General features: G+C 63.8%; 23 protein-coding genes. 16 read left to right on the top strand and 7 right to left on the bottom strand.

What is annotated here, in order from left to right:
* Window positions 1-129: 129 nt before the first annotated feature.
* A complete protein-coding gene (locus tag ACOQPC_RS03115; RefSeq protein WP_420607209.1) occupies window positions 130-687 on the bottom strand; it encodes a type 1 glutamine amidotransferase domain-containing protein in 558 nt (185 codons plus the stop codon).
* 328 nt (window positions 688-1,015) lie between these two features.
* Window positions 1,016-1,564 (bottom strand): hypothetical protein, encoded by a 549-nt coding sequence (locus ACOQPC_RS03110; RefSeq protein ID WP_420607208.1) that lies wholly within the window; start codon window positions 1,562-1,564, stop codon window positions 1,016-1,018.
* 231 nt (window positions 1,565-1,795) lie between these two features.
* Here ACOQPC_RS03110 and ACOQPC_RS03105 point away from each other — a divergent pair, with 231 nt between their 5' ends.
* Together ACOQPC_RS03105 and ACOQPC_RS03100 are read left to right on the top strand one after the other, a co-directional pair.
* Entirely contained in the window at window positions 1,796-2,896 is a 1,101-nt protein-coding gene (locus ACOQPC_RS03105) for a sensor histidine kinase (protein WP_420607207.1), read from the top strand.
* Window positions 2,886-3,626, top strand: coding sequence for a LytR/AlgR family response regulator transcription factor (locus ACOQPC_RS03100; protein ID WP_420607206.1), 741 nt, complete (start codon window positions 2,886-2,888; stop codon window positions 3,624-3,626). The genes ACOQPC_RS03105 and ACOQPC_RS03100 overlap by 11 nt, the downstream gene beginning before the upstream one ends.
* A 145-nt stretch (window positions 3,627-3,771) precedes the next feature.
* On the opposite strand, the gene ACOQPC_RS03095 is transcribed toward ACOQPC_RS03100, so the two are convergent.
* A complete protein-coding gene (locus ACOQPC_RS03095; protein ID WP_420607205.1) occupies window positions 3,772-4,554 on the bottom strand; it encodes a bifunctional sulfur carrier protein/thiazole synthase protein in 783 nt (260 codons plus the stop codon).
* Between the two features lie 171 nt (window positions 4,555-4,725).
* A complete protein-coding gene (thiS, locus tag ACOQPC_RS03090; RefSeq protein WP_420607204.1) occupies window positions 4,726-4,926 on the bottom strand; it encodes a sulfur carrier protein ThiS in 201 nt (66 codons plus the stop codon).
* Between the two features lie 108 nt (window positions 4,927-5,034).
* On the opposite strand from thiS, the gene aroQ reads away from it, so the two are divergent.
* The 12 genes from aroQ to ACOQPC_RS03030 all read left to right on the top strand — a co-directional run bounded on the left by aroQ (window position 5,035) and on the right by ACOQPC_RS03030 (window position 15,063).
* Window positions 5,035-5,475 carry a type II 3-dehydroquinate dehydratase gene (gene aroQ / locus ACOQPC_RS03085; protein ID WP_420607203.1) on the top strand — a complete coding sequence of 147 codons (441 nt, stop codon included), beginning with the start codon at window positions 5,035-5,037 and terminating at the stop codon, window positions 5,473-5,475.
* A gap of 97 nt (window positions 5,476-5,572) precedes the next feature.
* Complete coding sequence (accB, locus tag ACOQPC_RS03080; RefSeq protein ID WP_420607202.1) at window positions 5,573-6,025, top strand: acetyl-CoA carboxylase biotin carboxyl carrier protein; 453 nt, start codon at window positions 5,573-5,575, stop codon at window positions 6,023-6,025.
* 134 nt (window positions 6,026-6,159) lie between these two features.
* On the top strand, window positions 6,160-7,521 hold the full coding sequence (accC, locus tag ACOQPC_RS03075) for an acetyl-CoA carboxylase biotin carboxylase subunit (RefSeq protein ID WP_420607201.1): 1,362 nt from the start codon (window positions 6,160-6,162) through the stop codon (window positions 7,519-7,521).
* Window positions 7,522-7,631: 110 nt separating this feature from the next.
* Entirely contained in the window at window positions 7,632-8,690 is a 1,059-nt protein-coding gene (locus ACOQPC_RS03070) for an aldo/keto reductase (protein WP_420607200.1), read from the top strand.
* A gap of 114 nt (window positions 8,691-8,804) precedes the next feature.
* A complete protein-coding gene (locus tag ACOQPC_RS03065; protein ID WP_420607199.1) occupies window positions 8,805-9,464 on the top strand; it encodes a DsbA family oxidoreductase in 660 nt (219 codons plus the stop codon).
* A 223-nt stretch (window positions 9,465-9,687) separates the two neighbouring features.
* Entirely contained in the window at window positions 9,688-9,954 is a 267-nt protein-coding gene (locus tag ACOQPC_RS03060) for a DUF6289 family protein (RefSeq protein WP_420607198.1), read from the top strand.
* A 154-nt stretch (window positions 9,955-10,108) separates the two neighbouring features.
* Window positions 10,109-10,858, top strand: a complete 750-nt coding sequence (locus tag ACOQPC_RS03055; protein WP_420607197.1) for a TonB family protein — start codon at window positions 10,109-10,111, stop codon at window positions 10,856-10,858.
* 256 nt (window positions 10,859-11,114) lie between these two features.
* Window positions 11,115-12,242: an acyl-CoA dehydrogenase family protein gene (locus ACOQPC_RS03050; protein WP_420608052.1), complete on the top strand. Its 1,128-nt coding sequence runs from the start codon at window positions 11,115-11,117 to the stop codon at window positions 12,240-12,242.
* Between the two features lie 2 nt (window positions 12,243-12,244).
* The gene (locus ACOQPC_RS03045; protein ID WP_420607196.1) at window positions 12,245-12,589 is read left to right on the top strand and encodes a hypothetical protein; all 345 of its coding nucleotides are present in this window, start codon (window positions 12,245-12,247) and stop codon (window positions 12,587-12,589) included.
* Window positions 12,586-12,882 (top strand): hypothetical protein, encoded by a 297-nt coding sequence (locus ACOQPC_RS03040; protein ID WP_420607195.1) that lies wholly within the window; start codon window positions 12,586-12,588, stop codon window positions 12,880-12,882. The genes ACOQPC_RS03045 and ACOQPC_RS03040 overlap by 4 nt, the downstream gene beginning before the upstream one ends.
* Before the next feature lie 58 nt (window positions 12,883-12,940).
* Window positions 12,941-13,843, top strand: a complete 903-nt coding sequence (locus ACOQPC_RS03035; protein ID WP_420607194.1) for an SDR family NAD(P)-dependent oxidoreductase — start codon at window positions 12,941-12,943, stop codon at window positions 13,841-13,843.
* 146 nt (window positions 13,844-13,989) lie between these two features.
* Window positions 13,990-15,063, top strand: coding sequence for a hypothetical protein (locus tag ACOQPC_RS03030; protein ID WP_420607193.1), 1,074 nt, complete (start codon window positions 13,990-13,992; stop codon window positions 15,061-15,063).
* 196 nt (window positions 15,064-15,259) lie between these two features.
* Here ACOQPC_RS03030 and ACOQPC_RS03025 read toward each other — a convergent pair whose 3' ends face one another.
* On the bottom strand, window positions 15,260-15,616 hold the full coding sequence (locus ACOQPC_RS03025) for a DUF2794 domain-containing protein (RefSeq protein WP_420607192.1): 357 nt from the start codon (window positions 15,614-15,616) through the stop codon (window positions 15,260-15,262).
* The gene (gene epsC / locus ACOQPC_RS03020) at window positions 15,616-16,293 is read right to left on the bottom strand and encodes a serine O-acetyltransferase EpsC (RefSeq protein ID WP_420607191.1); all 678 of its coding nucleotides are present in this window, start codon (window positions 16,291-16,293) and stop codon (window positions 15,616-15,618) included. Before epsC ends, ACOQPC_RS03025 begins: the two co-directional genes overlap by 1 nt.
* 159 nt (window positions 16,294-16,452) lie before the next feature.
* Here epsC and ACOQPC_RS03015 point away from each other — a divergent pair, with 159 nt between their 5' ends.
* Both ACOQPC_RS03015 and ACOQPC_RS03010 read left to right on the top strand, forming a co-directional pair.
* Window positions 16,453-17,382, top strand: coding sequence for a hydrogen peroxide-inducible genes activator (locus ACOQPC_RS03015; protein ID WP_420607190.1), 930 nt, complete (start codon window positions 16,453-16,455; stop codon window positions 17,380-17,382).
* 121 nt (window positions 17,383-17,503) lie between these two features.
* Window positions 17,504-18,328, top strand: a complete 825-nt coding sequence (locus tag ACOQPC_RS03010; RefSeq protein ID WP_420607189.1) for a fasciclin domain-containing protein — start codon at window positions 17,504-17,506, stop codon at window positions 18,326-18,328.
* Window positions 18,329-18,337: 9 nt separating this feature from the next.
* Here the strand turns inward: ACOQPC_RS03010 and ACOQPC_RS03005 are convergent, their stop codons facing one another.
* Window positions 18,338-18,517 carry a hypothetical protein gene (locus ACOQPC_RS03005; RefSeq protein ID WP_420607188.1) on the bottom strand — a complete coding sequence of 60 codons (180 nt, stop codon included), beginning with the start codon at window positions 18,515-18,517 and terminating at the stop codon, window positions 18,338-18,340.
* Window positions 18,518-18,550 lie beyond the last annotated feature (33 nt).

Raw genomic sequence — 18,550 nt, 5'->3', positions numbered from 1 at the left:
CATGCGCGCCCAGGAACGTGAATATCTGCAATAGCTCGTCATGCCAGCGAAAGCTGGCATCTCCGGCAGTCGAGCTAAAGCGCTGACACCCCAGCACTTTGGAATTGGTAGCTTAGTTATAGCCCGCCGTCAGGCGTCGACGCCCTCCAGCACCGCCTCGGCGATCGCGGCGCAGAAGTCATCGAGATCGTCCGGATTGCGGCTGGTAATGAGATTGTCGTCCACCGCCACGCTTTCGTCCACCACCTCGGCCCCGGCATTGGCGAGATCGGTGCGGATGGACTTGTAGCTGGTCGCCTTGCGGCCGTTGACGATTTCCGCCTCGATCAACAGCCACGGCGCGTGGCAGATCGCTGCGACGATCTTGCCGGAACTGTCGAACTCGCGGATCAGATCGAGCACGCTGTCCTCGACGCGCAGCAGATCGGGGTTGATCTGCCCGCCCGGCAGCACGAGCGCGTCGTAATCGTCCACCGAAACATCGGCGACGATCTTGTCGACTTCCACGCTGTCGCCCCAGTCATCCTCATCCCAACCCTTGATCTCGCCTTCTTGCAGCGACGCCACATGCACCGTCGCGCCCGCGCCCAAAAGCTGGTCGCGCGGTTCGATCAATTCGGATTGCTCGAACCCATCGGTGGCGATGATGAGGATGTTGAGACCGGTCAAGTCTTGCTCGATTGCCATGAAAATACTCCTTCCTGAGACGCTTTCGGGATGATCAACCGCAAAGCCGCGCGGGGGTTCCGCCGTCCCTTGAATGGAGATTGCAGTGAGCCGACGGTGCAGAAAGCCAAGGACGGGTAGCGGGTGCAGAGGCCTCCTATCCGCAGCGCGAGCTCGTCATGCCAGCGAAAGCTGGCATCTCCGGCGGTCGCGCTCAACCGCCCGAGACCCCAGCTTTCGCTGGGGTGAAGCGCAAACTGGGTCGGCTCTCACGGAATATCGTTACCCAACAAAAAGAGCGTCCATCGCTAGACGCTCCCTTCGCCTCGCCGGCGTTGAAAAAACCGGTTCAGTTGGCCTTGCCGGCGTCGACCTTTTCCACCCATTCCGGGAAGAAACTCGGCGCGCGCTTGGACCAGCCGGTGGCGGTCGCGGCCGCCTCGGTGATCGACTGCAGCAGCTTCTTGCGCTGCTCGGGCTGGAGCTGCGGTATGGTGGCGGCGGCGCAGAAGGCGCCCGGAAGCCACGGCCGCGCATCGGCACCGAGCAGGCGTTCATAGAGGAAGCGATAAGCCGAAAAACTGTCGATCCGGCCCTGCCCCAGATCGAACGCGGAAACGGTGATCAGCGGCGCCATGAACGGTTCGGCCGCATCGATATCGCTCGATGTCGGGATGAGTTCGCGCAGTGCGTCGAGCCGTTCGTAAAGCCGATATTGCGCGCGGATGCTGGCGACCTCGCCCACATCGCGGCTCCAGCGCTTCACGGCGTCCTCACGCTCCAACGCCACGTCGAGCGAGCGCCGGATGTACCGCTGCGTTGCCGAGCTGAATGCGGCGAACTCTTTCATCTCGGCCAAGGTTACCATGCCTGGCGCTTCGCTCGTCTGGTCGTTCATAATGTCAGGCTCCCAACCCGTGCTGCGATGTTCCATGACTATGCCACAGTCGTGGTTAACGACATCTTAAAGCGCGGTTCGCGGCGCTGCAGCAAGCTTCGTGCGCGCGAAAACCAATATTTGTATGAAATCTGTGACATTCATGCACGGGACGATGCGTTGCCGAAACGTTTTACAGCTACACGGAGGCGGAGCGCGACAAAGCCACCGCGCCGCGCTAGGCTGGCGCATATGACCGCGATCGAACAGCACCGGGGCACGATCTCGCTCCCGCTCGCCTTTCTGTCGATCGTCGGATTCTGGCTGATCTATGCTATCGTCAACACCGCGCGCGCCGTAGTTATGGGTTTTCCAGCGCAGGACGAGCTGATCTGGCGGCGCGTTGCGGTCACGCTGGTCGGCATCGCGCTCACATTCTGCTTCTGCCTGCTCCTGCGTCTGCTCGACCGTCGCCCGCTCGGCCAGCGGATTGCCGCCGCCTTCATCGGCGCCGCGCCGATCGCGATCCTGATGAGCCTGTTCAATTACTGGCTGTTCAACGTCTATGCGTCCGAACGGATTTTTTCCGGGTCTGGAGACGGAGCCATGGCGCAGCCGCTGAGCATGGAGCAGACGCTCGCCGAGCTGGCTCTCAACCGCTATTTTTTCCTTGCCGCCTGGGGCATGCTATTTCTGGCGCTGAGCTATGCGCGGGAGGTGCGAGCGGCCGAACGCCACGCCGCGCGCCTATCCATAGCCGCGCATGAGGCCGAGATGCGATCCTTGCGCTATCAGGTAAACCCGCATTTCCTGTTCAACACGCTCAATTCACTCAGCGCCCTGGTCATGCGCGGCGACAATGACCGGGCCGAGGCGATGATCATGAACCTCGCCACCTTTTACCGCACCAGTCTGGCAAGCGATCCGCTGGCGGACGTGACGCTGGCCGAGGAGGTGCGCTTCCAGACGCTTTATCTGGATATCGAAGCGGTGCGGTACCCCGAAAGATTGCGCCGCCGCGTGACGCTGAGCGAGCGTGCGGCGGAAGCCAAGGTGCCCGCGCTGATCCTCCAGCCGCTGGTCGAAAACGCCATCAAGCACGGCGTCTCGCGCGCAAGATCGCCGGTCACGATCGCCATCGAGGCGGCATTCGAGAGCGCGATTTTGCGCATCATTGTCGAGGACGATGGCGCAGGCGGCGCAGAGGCTCGCGGCGATCCGGGCGGCATCGGCCTCGCCAATGTTCACGATCGCCTGGAAGCACGTTATGGACCGCGCGCGACTTTTACCGCCGGTCCACGCGCGGGCGGCGGATTTACCGCAAGCCTGGAGATACCCCTCGATGCCATCTGACCGCCTTGCCGCCTCGCCCTTGCTCACTCTGATCGTCGACGACGAACCGCTTGCCGTGGAGCGGCTGGAGCGGCTGGTGGAGCGGATCGACGCGCTCCGGCTGGTCGGCACCGCCGCAGATGGCGAAGCCGCGCTGGAGCGGGTGCGCGGCGGCGGGATCAGCCTGCTGCTGCTCGACATCGCCATGCCCGGCCAAGACGGCATGGCGGTGGCCCGCGCGCTGGCGGCGATGGCCGATCCGCCCGCGATCATCTTCTGCACCGCGTTCGACGGTTTTGCGGTCGAGGCGTTCGACCTGGGCGTGGCGGATTATGTGCTCAAACCGGTGGCGCAGGAGCGACTAGAAAAAGCGGTCGCGCGAGTGACCGCTGCCCGCGCCGAACAAGCCGACGAACCGCGGGGCGCACAGGAATTCTGGGTGCCGCACCGGTCCCAGCTGGTCCGCATCGCCGCTGCGGACATCGACCGTATCGAAGCCGAGCGCGATTATATGCGGCTGCATCTGGGGGAGCGCAGCTATTTGCTGCACGAAACCATCGGCGCGCTCGAGGATCGGCTCGACGGTGAGCAATTCCTGCGCATCCACCGCAGCCATATCGTGCGCCGCGATTTCATTGCCGGACTGCGCCACGAGGGCGGCGGCGTATGGCACGCGCAATTGGCGGACGGGGAGAGCCTCAGGATCGGGCGCAAATATCTGACCGCGACCAAGGAGATAGCGGGGCGGTAATCGAGCTCCAAGTTAAGCAAGAAACAACGTCATCCCGGACTTGATCCGGGATCCAGGGCCGAGCGGCAGTGCCATTCCGCTCTGGATTCCGGCCTTCGCCGGAATGACGACGGATTTTGATTGAAAGCTTCTCAGCCCCCAGGTGTCAGATCAAGCCCGCCAACGGACTCGACGGATCGGCGTAGCGCCGCTGCCCCATCCGGCCCGCAAGATAACTATGTCGTCCGGCCTCGACCGCCAGCTTCATCGCCTCGGCCATGCGCACCGGCTCCTTGGCCTCGGCAATCGCGGTGTTCATGAGCACGCCGTCGCAGCCCAGTTCCATCGCGATCGCGGCGTCCGAGGCGGTGCCGACGCCGGCATCGACCAGCACCGGCACGCCCGCGCCCTCGACGATCAGCCGGATCGTGACGCGGTTCTGGATGCCGAGCCCGCTGCCGATCGGGGCGCCCAACGGCATGATCGCCACCGCGCCTGCCTCTTCAAGCTGCTTCGCGGCGATTGGATCGTCGACGCAATAGACCATCGGCTTGAACCCTTCGGCCACCAGCGTTTCGGTGGCCTTCAGCGTCTCGCGCATGTCCGGATAGAGCGTCTTGGCCTCGCCCAACACCTCGAGTTTTACTAAGTTCCAGCCCCCCGCTTCGCGCGCGAGGCGCAAGGTGCGCACCGCGTCGTCCGCGGTGAAGCAGCCCGCGGTGTTGGGCAGGAATGTATATTCTTTGGGATCGATATGATCGGTCAGCATCGGCTGGCTGGGATCGGAAATGTTCACGCGCCGCACCGCCACGGTGATGATCTCGGCCCCGCTGGCCTTCAGCGCGGCGGCGTTCTCGGCGAAATCCTTGTATTTGCCGGTGCCGACGATGAGACGCGAGGTGAAGCTCTGGCCAGCGACGGTCCATGGGTCGGTGTGTGAATCGGTCATGCCGGGGATTTAGGGATTTGGCGAAATAATAAAAGCCGGTCGGTAATCGGTTGTCATTGCGAGGAGCCGAAGGCGACGCGGCAATCCAGGACAGTTGCAGCTTGGTCTGCCCTGGATTGGTTGACCTAACGGTCGCCTGCGGCCCCGCTTCGCTCGCAATGACGAACAGGCTCACCCGCCGCCCACGAAATGCACGATCTCGAACACATCGCCATCGTCCACCGTCACGTCGCCCAAGGTCGAGCGCGGGACGATTGCGCGGTTGCGCTCCACCGCGATCTTGTCCGGGCGAAAGCCGAGCGCCTGCACCATGTCGGCGATGCTGCCGGGCGGCACCTGCCTTGCATCGCCGTTGATCGTGACCGAAAGCATGGTCGCTCCTTAGCCGCTGCGGACCGAGATAGTCGAGGGGCGCTCGACTTGCCCGCCCGTTCGCGTCTAGAAAGTGCCCGATTCAGACAGATAATCAGGGGCATCCACTTGGCCGACCGGCAAACCATCTTCGTCCTCAACGGACCCAATCTCAACCTGCTCGGCATGCGCGAACCCGATATCTACGGCGCCGATACGCTCGACGACATCGCCGCAAAGCTGGAGGACAAGGCGCGAGACCTCGGCTTCGATATCGACCTGCGCCAGTCCAACCATGAGGGCCATCTGATCGACTGGCTGCACGAGGCCGCGGCGAGCGGTGCCAAAGCGGTGCTGCTCAACGCGGGCGCCTTCACGCACAGCTCGATCGCGCTTTACGATGCCATCCGCGCGCTCGACGTGCCGGTCATCGAAGTGCATCTATCCAATCCGCACGCGCGTGAATCTTTTCGCCATCGCAGCTGGATCGCGCGCGCCGCCAGGGGAACCGTCAGCGGTTTCGGCGCGCGCTCCTACGAACTGGCGCTGGACGCGGCGGCGCGGCTCTGATTAAGCGGCGCATTGAAAGATCATAACAAGGGTGTGAAAGCCTATGTCCGATGAAGCGAAAAAAAATGACGGCGAGCATGCACCGAGCGAGGGGCCGATGAACATCGACGTATCGATGGTGCGCGAGCTGGCCGAAATGTTGGGCGAAACCGGGCTCAGCGATATCGAGGTCGAAGACGGTCCGCGGCGCATCCGCGTGTCCCGCACGATCCAGGCCGCCGCCGCCGCGCCCGCGCCAGCCGCAGCCGCTCCGGTGACGGCACCTGCGCCTGCCGCCGGCGCCGTGCCGCCGCAGACCGACAGCGCGGACGATCACGCCAACGCGATCCGGTCCCCCATGGTCGGCACCTGCTATCTGGCCGGCGAACCCGGTTCGAAACCGTTCATCAGCGAGGGCCAGAGCGTGGAAGCGGGCGACACGCTGGTGATCGTCGAGGCGATGAAAGTGATGAACCCGATCAGCGCGCCGAGCGCCGGAACGGTGAAGAAAATCCTCGTCTCCAACAGCCAGCCGGTGGAATTCGACCAGCCGCTGGTGATCATCGAATAACGAGTCCTTTCTCCGTTCGGGCTGAGCCTGTCGAAACCCTGCCCTGTTTCTGCTAGGGCTGCGAAGAGAAAGACAGCCCTTCGACACGCTCAGGGCGAACGGCATCTGGACGCACATTTACAAGCGAAAGCGCAATGGCCATTAAAAAACTGCTGATCGCGAACCGGGGCGAGATTGCGCTTCGCATCCACCGCGCCGCCCATGAAATGGGCATCCGGACCATCGCCGTGCACAGCACCGCCGATGCCGACGCGATGCATGTGCGCCTCGCCGACGAAGCGATCTGCATCGGCCCGCCGCCCGCCGCCGACAGCTATCTCAACATCCCCGCGATCATCAGCGCGGCCGAGATCAGCCAGGCCGATGCGATCCATCCGGGCTATGGGTTTCTTTCCGAGAACGCGAAATTCGCCGAGATCGTCGAGAGCCACGGCATCATCTGGATCGGTCCGAAACCCGAGCATATCGAGACGATGGGCGACAAGGTCGCGGCCAAGAAGACCGCTGGCGAACTCGGCCTGCCGCTCGTCCCGGGGTCGCCCGGCGCGGTCGAGGATTTCGACGTGGCGCGCGCACTGGCCAAGGACATCGGCTATCCGGTCATCATCAAGGCGGCTTCGGGCGGCGGCGGGCGCGGCATGAAGGTGGTCGAAAACGAGGACCAGCTCGAAAGCCAGATGAGCCAGGCGCGCAGCGAGGCCAAGGCCGCGTTCGGCGACGCCACCGTCTATATCGAGAAATATCTCGCCGATCCGCGCCATATCGAGTTCCAGATTTTCGGCGACGGCAAGGGCAATGCGATCCATCTGGGCGAGCGCGACTGCTCGCTGCAACGGCGCCACCAGAAGGTGCTCGAAGAAGCTCCCTCCCCGGTCATCAAGCCCGAAGAACGCGACCGCATGGGCGGCATCGTAGCAAAGGCGATGGCCGACATGGGCTATCGCGGCGCCGGCACGATCGAGTTTTTGTACGAGAACGGCGAATTCTTCTTCATCGAGATGAACACCCGGCTGCAGGTCGAGCATCCGGTGACCGAGATGATCACCGGCATGGACTTGGTGCGCGAGCAGATCCGCATCGCCTGCGGTGAGCCATTGTCCAAGACGCAGGACCAGGTCCGCTTCAGCGGCCACGCCATCGAATGCCGGATCAACGCCGAGGATCCACAAACCTTCATGCCATCGCCCGGCAAGGTCACCGCCTATCACGCGCCCGGCGGCCTGTTCGTGCGCGTCGACAGCGGGCTCTACCAAGGTTATTGCGTGCCGCCCTATTACGACAGCATGATCGCCAAGCTGATCGTGTTCGGCCACACCCGCGAAGGCTGCCTGATGCGCCTCAACCGCGCCCTGGAGGAATTCGTGATCGAGGGGATGAAGACCACCATCCCGCTTCACCAGCGCCTGCTGGAGAACGAGGAATTCCGCTCGGGCGATTATACGATCAAATGGCTGGAGCGATGGTTGGCCGACGAAAATGATGCCCCATCTGGCTGAACGCGCCCAACCGGTATCGCTTTGCAACCGAACCCGGCCCGCACGCATTTATATCCCGTGACCGCGCCGGACTTGGTTCCGGCACCCCTCCCGACACAGGATAAACGACCATGCGCTACAACAAGCTCGGCAACACCGGCCTTTTCGTCTCCGAACTCTGCCTCGGCACGATGACCTTTGGCGGCAGCGACGGAATGTGGGAGAAGATCGGTACGCTGGGCCAGCAGGACGCCGACAAGCTCGTCTCCACCGCGATCGACGCGGGCGTGAACTTCATCGACACCGCCAACGTCTATCATGAGGGGCAGTCCGAGGAGATCACCGGGCAGGCGCTGAAAAATCTCAAGGTCCCCCGCGACGAGATCGTGGTCGCCACCAAGGCTTACGGCCAGATGGGCGAAGGCCCCAACGGCCGCGGCAATTCGCGCTATCATATCATGGAGGCGGTCAAGGCGAGCCTGAAGCGCCTCCAGCTCGACCATATCGATCTCTACCAGATCCACGGATTCGATCCGGCCACGCCGATCGAGGAAACGATGCACGCGCTCGATACGCTCGTTCAACACGGCCATGTCCGCTACATCGGCGTCAGCAACTGGGCCGCCTGGCAGGTCTCCAAGGCCATCGGGATCAGCTGCAACCGCGGCCTCGCCCGCTTCGAATCGTTGCAGGCCTATTACACGCTGGTCGGCCGCGATCTGGAGCGCGAGATCGTACCGATGCTGGACAGCGAGAATGTCGGCCTGATGGTCTGGAGCCCGCTGGCGGGCGGCTATCTCACCGGCAAATATTCGGGCAAGAACAAGGATGAGGGCCGCCGCGCCGACTTCGATTTCCCGCCCGTGCGCGCCAAGCGCGGCGACAAGGTGATCGAGGCGATGCGCCCGATCGCCAAGGACCACGGCGCGTCGATGGCGCAGATCGCGCTCGCCTGGCTGCTTCACCAGCAGGCGGTGACCAGCGTGATCGTCGGCGCGAAAAAGCTTTCGCAGCTCGAGGACAATCTCGGCGCGGTCGACGTCGTGCTGAGCGGCAAGCAGCTCGCCGCGCTGGGCGAGGTCAGCGCGCTGCCGGCCGAATATCCCGGCTGGATGTTCGAACGCCAGGGCGAATATCGCCGCAATCTGCTGAACCCCGCGCCGCGCGGGAAAGAAGCCGCTGAAAAATAATCTGCTTGCGCTCCTGCGAAGGCAGGAGCCCATCAGGCGCCGTCGGATGATGGGCCCCTGCCTTCGCAGGGGCACTCAACATTCTATAATGAGCGCAACCGAAAGGACACGACCATGACCCGGAAAATGAAATTCGATTTCGTCTCGGACATATCCTGCCCCTGGTGCATCATCGGATTGCGCGGACTCGAAATCGCGCTGGAGCGGATCGGCGATGAGATCGATCCGGAGATCGTCCTCCATCCGTTCGAGCTCAATCCGCAAATGCCCGCCGGCGGCCAGGACATCGGCGAGCATGTCGCCGAGAAATACGGCTCCACGCCCGAGCAGCGCAAGGCGAACGGCGCGGTGATCCGCGAGCGCGCGGCCGATCTCGGCTTCACCATGGCGGATCGCAGCGAGGCACGCATCTACAACACGTTCGACGCGCACCGCCTGCTTCACTGGGCCAGGGACGAAGGCAAACAGCTCGAACTCAAACACCGGTTGTTCACCGCCTATTTCACCGAAGGCCGCGCTCCGGAAGATCATGAGGTGCTGGTGGAATGCGCCGGCGATGTCGGATTGGACGCGAAAGCCGCGCGCACGTTGCTGGCGAACGACCGCTTCGCCGCCGAGGTCCGCGCCGAGGAAGAGCAGTGGCGGCAGCAGGGCGTCGGCGCGGTGCCGACGATCATCATCGACGAGCGCTACGTCATCAGCGGCGGCCAGCCTCCCGAAGCCTTCGAACGCGCGCTGCGCAAAATCGCCAAAGAAAAGGCGCTAGCCAGCTGAATTGTTTCGAGTTTGATCGGTGGACGCTTCGGTTCGATTTATCTCAGCGCAAAGAAGGCATCGACCTTATGTTGGGCAGTGGCCCATTTGGGGTAAACATGACCACATCAAATGGTTAAATGCTATAAACGGAGTATCTTGATTTAGTCTGGTGGCGTTCTGTAAAACTTTTAGCGCTCAGTTTCCTCTAGCCAAAATTGGCGTTCACAATGGAGGAAGAGTCATGAACAATCTGAAAAAGGCCACACTGGCTTTGCTGGCGACCGGCATTGCCGGGCTTGGCATCGCCAACGCTCCAGCCATCGCCCAGACGAACGGCTATTACATCTACGAAACATATTATTATAGCGATAGCAGCAAAACTCAGGAAGTGGGCTGGGAATTCCAGCATTGCGACCGCTTTGCCGACAGCTATGGGCAGCGAACCGCCTACAAGACGCAATATCGGATCGGTTTTTGCCAATATGGCGGCGGCGGCGGCGAATATTGATCGTCCGGCCAGCGCGGCTATGTGAGGGTCGACCGCTGCCGGTCGGCCCAATTTTGTGCGGCAGACCGTCCAACCGCAACCGTGCGGCGGTGCCCCAACGCCCGATTAGCGGAAATATCAGCTGATATTCAGCCCTATCGTGCATAATGAGCCCATGATCCTCGATCAACTCTGGCGGCACCGGGCCAAGTCCATCGTCGCCGCGATCGCGGTGCATGTGCTGCTCGGCTATGCGCTGCTAAGCGGGCTCGGCGCCGAAGCCCTGCAGCAGGCAAACGACAGCCTGAAAGTGTTCACGGTTGCCGAAGAAATTCCCCCGCCGCTGCCGCCCCCTCCACCGCCGCCGCAGGTCAAGGCCAAGCCCGACGCGAAGGAGGAAGGCGCCGCGTCGCCGCCCAACATCAAGTCCCGCGCCACCGCCATCGTCGCGCCCGAACCGATCGTGAAGCTTCCGTTGCCGCCGCCGGTCATCGCCACGGCCACGATCCCATGGGACGGCGCAAACAGCACCACCGGCGCGGCCGAGATCGTCGGGCCCGGCACCGGCGCGGGCGGTATCGGCAATGGCACCGGCAGCGGCACAGGCGGCGACGGCACCGGCAGCGGAGGGCTGCCGCCCGTGCCCGCGCGCCTGATCAAGGGCCGCATCAGCCCCAAAGATTATCCCAAATCCGCCGCCGACGCCTATGTCGAGGGTTCGGTCGGTGCCAATGTCTATATCGGCAGGAACGGCCGCGTGACGCGCTGCGTGGTCAAGATATCGAGCGGCAACCAGGCGCTCGACGACACCACCTGCCGCCTGATCAAGCAGCGCTTCCGCTACCGCCCCGCGCGTGGCAGCGATGGCCGGCCGGCGGCCGATATCGCCGGCTGGGAGCAGCGCTGGTGGCTGGGTCGGCGATAGGCTGCAACAGGCTATTCCAGGCTCCGTTCGCCCTGAGCTTGTCGAAGGGTTGTACTTTCTCTTTCTCGCACCGTCGTCATCGAAGGAGGACAATGCTTCGACAAGCTCAGCACGAACGGTTGAAGTTCGGTGGGCGCTTGACCTTACTCCGCCTTGCCCCTCCCCGCCCCGGCCCATATAGCGGCCAGCAACAATCTTTCAGGCGAGGACTCCCGTGACCGTAGCGACCCCCGATTTCGATTTCGGCCTGAGCGAGATGGCCGAGCAGATTCGCGAGACGGTACGCCGTTTCGCCGACGAGCAGATCGCGCCGATCGCCGCCAGGGTGGATCGCGAGGACTGGTTCCCCAAAGACGAGCTGTGGAAGGCGATGGGCGATCTCGGCCTGCACGGCATCACCGTCAGCGAGGAGGACGGCGGGCTCGGGCTCGGCTATCTCGAACATGTCATCGCGGTCGAGGAAATCAGCCGGGCCAGCGCCTCGATCGGGCTCAGCTATGGCGCGCATTCCAACCTGTGCATCAACCAGATCGCGCGCTGGGCAAGCCCCGAGCAGAAGGCGAAATATCTCCCCGGTCTGATCTCGGGCGAGCATGTCGGTAGCCTGGCGATGAGCGAAGCCAATGCCGGCTCCGACGTGGTTTCGATGAAGCTGAAAGCGGACGCGGTGCAGGGCGGCTACCTGCTGAACGGCACCAAATTCTGGATCACCAATGCGCCCTATGCCGAAACGCTGGTGGTCTATGCCAAGACCGATCCGAACGCGGGCTCAAAGGGCATCACCGCGTTCCTGATCGAGCAGGACATGGAAGGTTTCTCGATCGGCCAGAAGATCGAAAAGGTCGGCATGCGCGGCTCGCCCACCGCCGAACTGGTGTTCGACGACTGCCATGTGCCGGAAGAGAACGTCATGGGCCCGGTCGGCGGCGGCGTGGGCGTGCTGATGAGCGGGCTCGATTACGAGCGGGTGGTCCTCTCCGGCCTGCAGCTCGGCGTGATGCAGGCCTGCCTCGACACCGTCATCCCCTATGTCCGCGAGCGCGAGCAGTTCGGGAGGCCGATCGGCGCGTTCCAGCTGATGCAGGCCAAGGTCGCCGACATGTATGTCGCGCTGAATTCGGCGCGCGCCTATGTCTATGCCGTCGCGCGGGCCTGCGACAACGGCAGGACCACACGTTTCGATGCGGCCGGCGCGATCCTGCTCGCCAGCGAAAACGCCATGAAGGTGGCGCTGGAGGCGGTGCAGGCGCTGGGCGGCGCGGGCTACACCACCGATTGGCCGGTCGAGCGCTACATGCGCGATGCCAAGCTGCTCGACATCGGCGCGGGCACCAACGAAATCCGCCGCATGCTGATCGGCCGCGAACTGATCGGGGCGGGGTGACGATGCTCTGGCTTTCCGCCGCGATCATGCTGCTTACCGCAGGCGTGCACTCCGTGCTGGGCGAGCGCAGACTGATCGGTCCCATTCTCGCCATGAACAGCGGAGTGGTCGCCAAACCGCTGGGCAGGAACGTCCTGCGCTTCGCCTGGCACATAACCAGTCTTCTCATGATCCTGTCCGCACTGACGTTGCTCTGGCCGGGCACGGACCGGACGCTGATCGCGATCATCGGCGGGGCCTGGCTGACGGCAGGGATTGTCGATGCGGTGATGACGCGCGGCCGCCATATCGGCTGGCCCGCTCTGGCGGCCGCCGGTCTGCTCGCGCTGACGGGCGCCGGCGCGTGAGCGAGTTCGCGCTCGACGCCCTCCAATATTACGGCGCCGGTGCGGGGACGCTCGCCGCGCTGATCGTCGCGCTCAATCTGGGCGTGCGCAAGACCGGCTTCGGCTTCGTCATTTTCGTCACCAGTTCGGCGGCGCTGATCGCCTGGGGCTTTCTCAGCGAAGACGCAAAGGGCATCGGCTGGCAGAATATCGCCTTGCTCGCGATCAACCTGGTCGGCGTCTACCGCTATCTGATTACGGACAAGCCGCCGCCGAAGCCAGCAGAGACCGACGCGGCTTCCTCCGCAGCTTAGCGAGGCGCGTTCGCGGCGGTTACGCCACAGCGACAGGATATTCCAAAGGAGCAAAGCCATGACCATCGATTTCACCGGCAAGACCGCCATCGTCACCGGCGCGGGCGGCGGGCTGGGGCGCGAATACGCGCTCGAACTCGCGCGGCGCGGCGCGCATGTGGTCGTGAACGATCTCGGCGGATCGCGTGACGGCACCGGCAAGTCCGACGCCGCCGAACAGGTGGTCGCCGAGATCGAGGCGGCAGGCGGCAGCGCCATGGCCAATGGCGGATCGGTCACCGAATATGATCAGATGGTCCAGATGGTCGAGGCAGCCAAGGCCAAATGGGGCCGCGTCGATATCCTGATCAACAATGCCGGCATCCTGCGCGACAAGAGCTTCGCCAAGATGGAGCCCGCCGATTTCGACATCGTGGTCAAGGTCCACCTGATCGGATCGGCCAATGTCACCAAGGCGGTGTGGGAGACGATGCGCGAGCAGGCCTATGGCCGTATCCTGATGACCGCCAGCTCGACCGGGCTGTTCGGCAATTTCGGCCAGGCCAATTACGGCGCGGCCAAGCTCGGATGCGCCGGGCTCACCAAGACGCTCTATCTCGAAGGGGCGAAATACAATATCAGGGTCAATACGCTCGCGCCCGTCGCGGGTACGCGCATGACCGAGGATATCCTGCCCGAACAGGCGTTCGAGGCGTTCGATCCGGTCAACGTCGTGCCGGCCGCACTCTATCTGGTGAGCGAGGACGCGCCGACCAACATGATCATCGGCGCCGGCGCGGGCGTCTATCAGGCGAGTTACGTCACGCTGACGCCGGGCGTCGCCCTGCCCCCCGAACAGTGCACGGTGGAGGGCGTGGCCGAAGCGTTCGACCGGATTGTCGACCGCAAAGGCGAAACCGTGCCGCAAAACGGCGCCGAACAGTCGATGGCGATCATGAAAGCATTGCAGGCGCTGGGCTGAGCAGGTTCACCGTCATTGCGAAGAGCCGCAGGCGACGCGGCTCCTCGCAATGACAATGAGGTTTAGCAGACCAATGCTTCTCAACTGTGTTGACAGAGTAACACGGCGTGCATAAGCTTTAACCAAACACCGGGAGACACACCGCCATGTACAGCGAGACCGACCTGCAATCCGCCATAGCGGCGGGCGCGATCAGCGCGGACGCGGCGGATGCGTTTCGCGCGCATGTCAGCACCGTGCGCCAGTCGCCGATGGTGGACGAGGAGCAGTTCCGGCTGCTCACCGGCTTCAATGACATTTTCATGGCGATCGCGGTGGTGATCATGTTGTTCGCGGTCGGCGGTATCGGGCAGGCGATCACGCCGCTCTTCCCCGGGCCTCCGCCATTCGCGGGACTGCTGATCGCAGCATCGGCCTGGGGCCTTGCCGAATTTTTCACCCGCAAGCGGCGCATGGCGCTGCCCAGCATCCTGTTGCTGCTCGCCTTCATGGGCGGGCTGTTCGAAGGCTTGCTGGGGCTCGGTTTCATGGCCGGGCTGCTCGACAATGGTTCGAATGAGGTCATCGGCGGCATCTGGGTGGCCGGCAGCGCGCTCATCACCGCGGGCGGTGCGTGGCTGCACTGGCGCCGCTTCAAGGTGCCGATCACGATCGCCGCCGGCGCAGCGGCCGCCGCCGCGACCGTCGCCGCGCTGATCGTCTCGGCGTTCGGCCCGAACGATCCGCGCATGGGCGACGTCATGCTCGGTATCGCCTTCGTCGCCGGGCTGGCCGTGTTCGCCTTTGCGATGTGGTGGGACATGTCGGACCGCTCGCGCGAGACGCGGCGCAGCGACGTCGCCTTCTGGCTGCATCTGCTCGCCGCGCCGCTGATCGCACATCCGCTGTTCTCGCTGATCGGGGTGACCGACGGGCGGATGGTGGGTGTGCCCGGCGCGATCGGCGTGATCGGGGTCTATCTGCTGTTCGCCATCGTCGCGCTGGCGGTCGATCGCCGCGCGCTGCTGGTGTCCGCGCTCGCCTATGTCCTCTACGCGCTGACCGAGCTGTTCAGGGAGTTCGGGGTGGTCGAGCTAAACATCGCGCTGACGGCGCTGGTCATCGGTTCGGCGCTGCTCACGCTCTCGGCGTTCTGGACGCCGATCCGGCGGCTGGTCGTCGAACGCCTGCCCGGTTCGCTGCAGGCGCGGCTCCCGGTATCGCATCTGGCGCTGGCGTAAGAGGCAAGGCCTTGGATACACTCCGTCGCTCCTGCGTAGGGCAGGAGCCTATCCCGCGTTCGTCGGGCGGACGGCGGCATGTTTTTGCATGGCGAGACTGCAATGGAATCTCTGCTCGCAACCGTCCCAATTGTTTCTGATACACAGGGATAGGCCCCTCCGCGGGGCGACGAAGGTTGTCAGAAAGGCCTTTGTGTCAACCGCCCACCAGCTTCATCAGCTTGCGTTCGACCGGGGCCAGCACGAGCTTTAGCGCATGGCCGCGTTTCAGCACCGCGCCGCCCTCGCCGACCAACGCCCACATGCCCTGGCGATTCCGGAGCGCGGGGCGCTTCTCGATGCGATATTCCGGGCGCTCGGAGGCACGGCGAAAGCAGCTGAAGACCGCGGCTTCCCTGCCGAAATCGATGGCGTAATCCTTCCAGTTCCCGGCCGCCACCATACGGCCGTAGAGATCGAGGATGCTGGTGAGTTCGTCACGCTCGAAACCGATCTGGCCAGAACCGATCTGGCTAGGGCCGCCACGGCCCGGGAACGGAACGATATTGCTCATCAGGCCCGGTCGCGCCGCGCCGCCTTGTCCGCGTCCTCGCCGAGCCGCCCTTCGAGCGCATCGATCCGCGCCTGCATCGTCGCCAGCTTCTGCAGCACCGGATCGCCATTTTCGGAACATGGCGTGCCATAGGGCACGAAATCGGCGGCATAGGTTTCGGCTTTCACTACCGTGGAGCGTGCCTTGACGCCAACCATGGTCGCGTTTTCGGGCACGTCGTCGGTCACGACCGCATTGGCGCCGAGACGGGCCCGCCGCCCGACATTGATCGGGCCGAGCACGGCAACGCCCAGCCCGATGATGACATCGTCCTCGATCGTCGGATGGCGCTTGCCCGGCTCGCCATTGGTCGGATTGGTCCCGCCCAGGGTGGTGCCCTGATAGATCGTCACATTGTCGCCGATTTCGGCGGTCTCGCCGATCACCACGAAGCCATGATCGATGAACAGGTTGCGGCCGATCTTCGCGCCCGGATGGATGTCGATCGCCGTCAGCAGCCGTGCCAGATGATTGACCAGCCGCGCCAGCCAGAACAGCTCGCCGACGAACAGCCAGTGCGCTACGCGGTGGAAGCCGAGCGCCCAGACGCCCGGATAAATGAGAATTTCCCAGCGCGATCGCGGTGCCGGATCACGGGCCTTGATCGAATCGAGATAGGCGACGAGGTCCCGGAACATGTGGGGCGCTCCATGCAGTTGAACCCGAAAGATAGGCAAGCGACCTCCGCTTGACCAGACCGCCAACGCAGCAAGCGTGGAAATGGCTCCCGTGGCCGAAGCTGGACTTATCGCTGCAATCGCTTACTTTTCATTATATTGATCGATGGAGCCGTTTTCGTGAACAGCTATCTTCCCACGCTGAAACAGCTGCAATATCTCGTTGCGCTGAAGGAGCATGGCCATTTCGGGCGCGCCGCGGAAAGCAGCTTCGTCACCCAGTCGACCTTGTCGGCGGGATTGCGGGAGCTCGAATCGCTGCTCGGCGTGACGCTGGTGGAGCGCACGCGGCGGGTGGTGCGCTTCACGCCGCTGGGCGATGCGATGGCCGAAAAAGCGCATCGCATCCTGCGCGGTGCGGAAGAGCTGACCGAACTCGCCCGATCGGCCGGCAAACCGCTGACCGGCGACCTGCGTATGAGCGTGATCCCGACGATCGCGCCGTTCTTGCTCCCGCGACTGCTGCCGGACCTTCGCCGCAGTCACGCCGAGCTCAAACTCTACCTGCGCGAGGAGACCAGTACCGACGCCTGCGAGGCACTGCATCACGGGCAGGTGGATTGCGTGCTGCTGGCGCTGCCTTTCCCCTGCGGGGACAGCGACCATGAGATATTGTTCGAGGACCGGCTGTTCGTCGCCTTTCCAAAGGACGACCCAACCGATCTGCCCGCCTTGATCCCACCCGACTTCATCGACGAGACGCGGCTCCTGCTCCTGGTCGACGGTCATTGCCTGAAGGATCATGCGTTGGCCGCGTGCAACCGGCCAGAACTGCGGGCCTCGGCGACGATGATGGGCACTTCGCTGCATACGCTGGTGCAGATGGTCGACAACGGGCTCGGGCTGACGCTGCTGCCGGAAATGGCGCTGAAAGCCGGATTGCTGGAGGGAACGCAGGTTCAGGCACGCCCGCTGAAGACCCCCCATGCCTCGCGCAGCATCGCTCTCGTGTGGCGCAAGGGGTCTCCGCGCGAAGAGGAGTTCCGCATGCTTGCGGCCGAACTGCGCGGCCTGTATGCGTCGGAACTGGGCACGCAAGGTGGCGAATAGCCCTTATGGAGCGCCCGTCCGATCCCATATCGCTTGGGTTCATCATCGCTTTGCGATAGCGATGCGCTATCATTCGGACGCTCCCCGGCGGGGGCCCACCCATATGGGAGTATCGAGCATCATGAAGTCCGCCATTTTCTGGTCTGCCCTTTCGGCTATCATCGCCACGCCGTTAGCCGCGCAGAATGTCGAGCCGCTGCCCCCGCAAGGCCAGCCGACGCAGGCGCCCGCACCAACGGCGCAACCGGCGCAGACGACCAATCCGCCGCTCCCCGGCCAGACCGCGCCCAGGCCCTACCCTGTGCCGAGCGCGCCGCAGACCGCGCAGCCGGCGACGCAGCAGCAAGGCTCGGCGCAACTGCCTTACGAGCAGACCGGCGATCAGGGCCTGTCGAGCTATCAGCCGTCCGTACCCAGCTATGCGCCGCCGCCGCCGCCCAGCTATAAATCGAGCGATTTCACCACCGTGGTCGATCTGGTGTCCCAGTCGCCCGCTCACACGCGCCTGACGCAACTGGTGGAACAGGACGCGCTGGTCGACGCGCTCGAGGCGACCGGTCCTTTCACCGTCTTCGCGCCGAACAACACTGCGTTCATGGCGATGGACCAGGCCGAACTGGCGGAATTGCTGAAGCCGGAAAACAAGCCCGCGCTCGACCGTCTGCTCAAATATCATGTGGTAAAAGGCTATCTCGCTTCGTCCGAGCTGGTCAAGCAGCTCAAGCGTAATGGCGGCAAGGGCAGCCTGCCGACGCTCGCCGGACAGACGCTGGTCGCCGGCCTCAGTCCGGAAGGCAAGGTCACGCTGACCGATCCCGAAGGCCATGTCGCCACGATCACGGCTTACGACCAGCCCGCCTTTAACGGCCTGGTTCACGTCACCGATATGGTGATGGTTCCGGCCGAGCCGGTGGACCCGAACGCCAAGAAGAAAAAGCGCCGCTGAAGCACTGCGTCAGACCTGTTCGCTGTCCCCGGGCATAGACTGACCGGCATGGCCGTGCTTCTCGATGTCGCGATCGAGCGTGTCGCTTGGCCGCCGCTCATCATCCTCCCCGTGATGCTCGGTCGAGCGGTTGGGCCGGTCCTGCGTTTGCGTGAGTATGGTGTTTTCGTCGGCTTTCTCGTCGATCATCGCTTGTGCTCCCTGCCGTATCGACGACGGCGT

This window comes from Novosphingopyxis sp., assembly GCF_965218915.1.
Classification (GTDB): domain Bacteria; phylum Pseudomonadota; class Alphaproteobacteria; order Sphingomonadales; family Sphingomonadaceae; genus Novosphingopyxis.
Note: the sequence above shows the minus strand (reverse complement) of the source record. Positions and strands in the feature narration are given on the sequence as shown.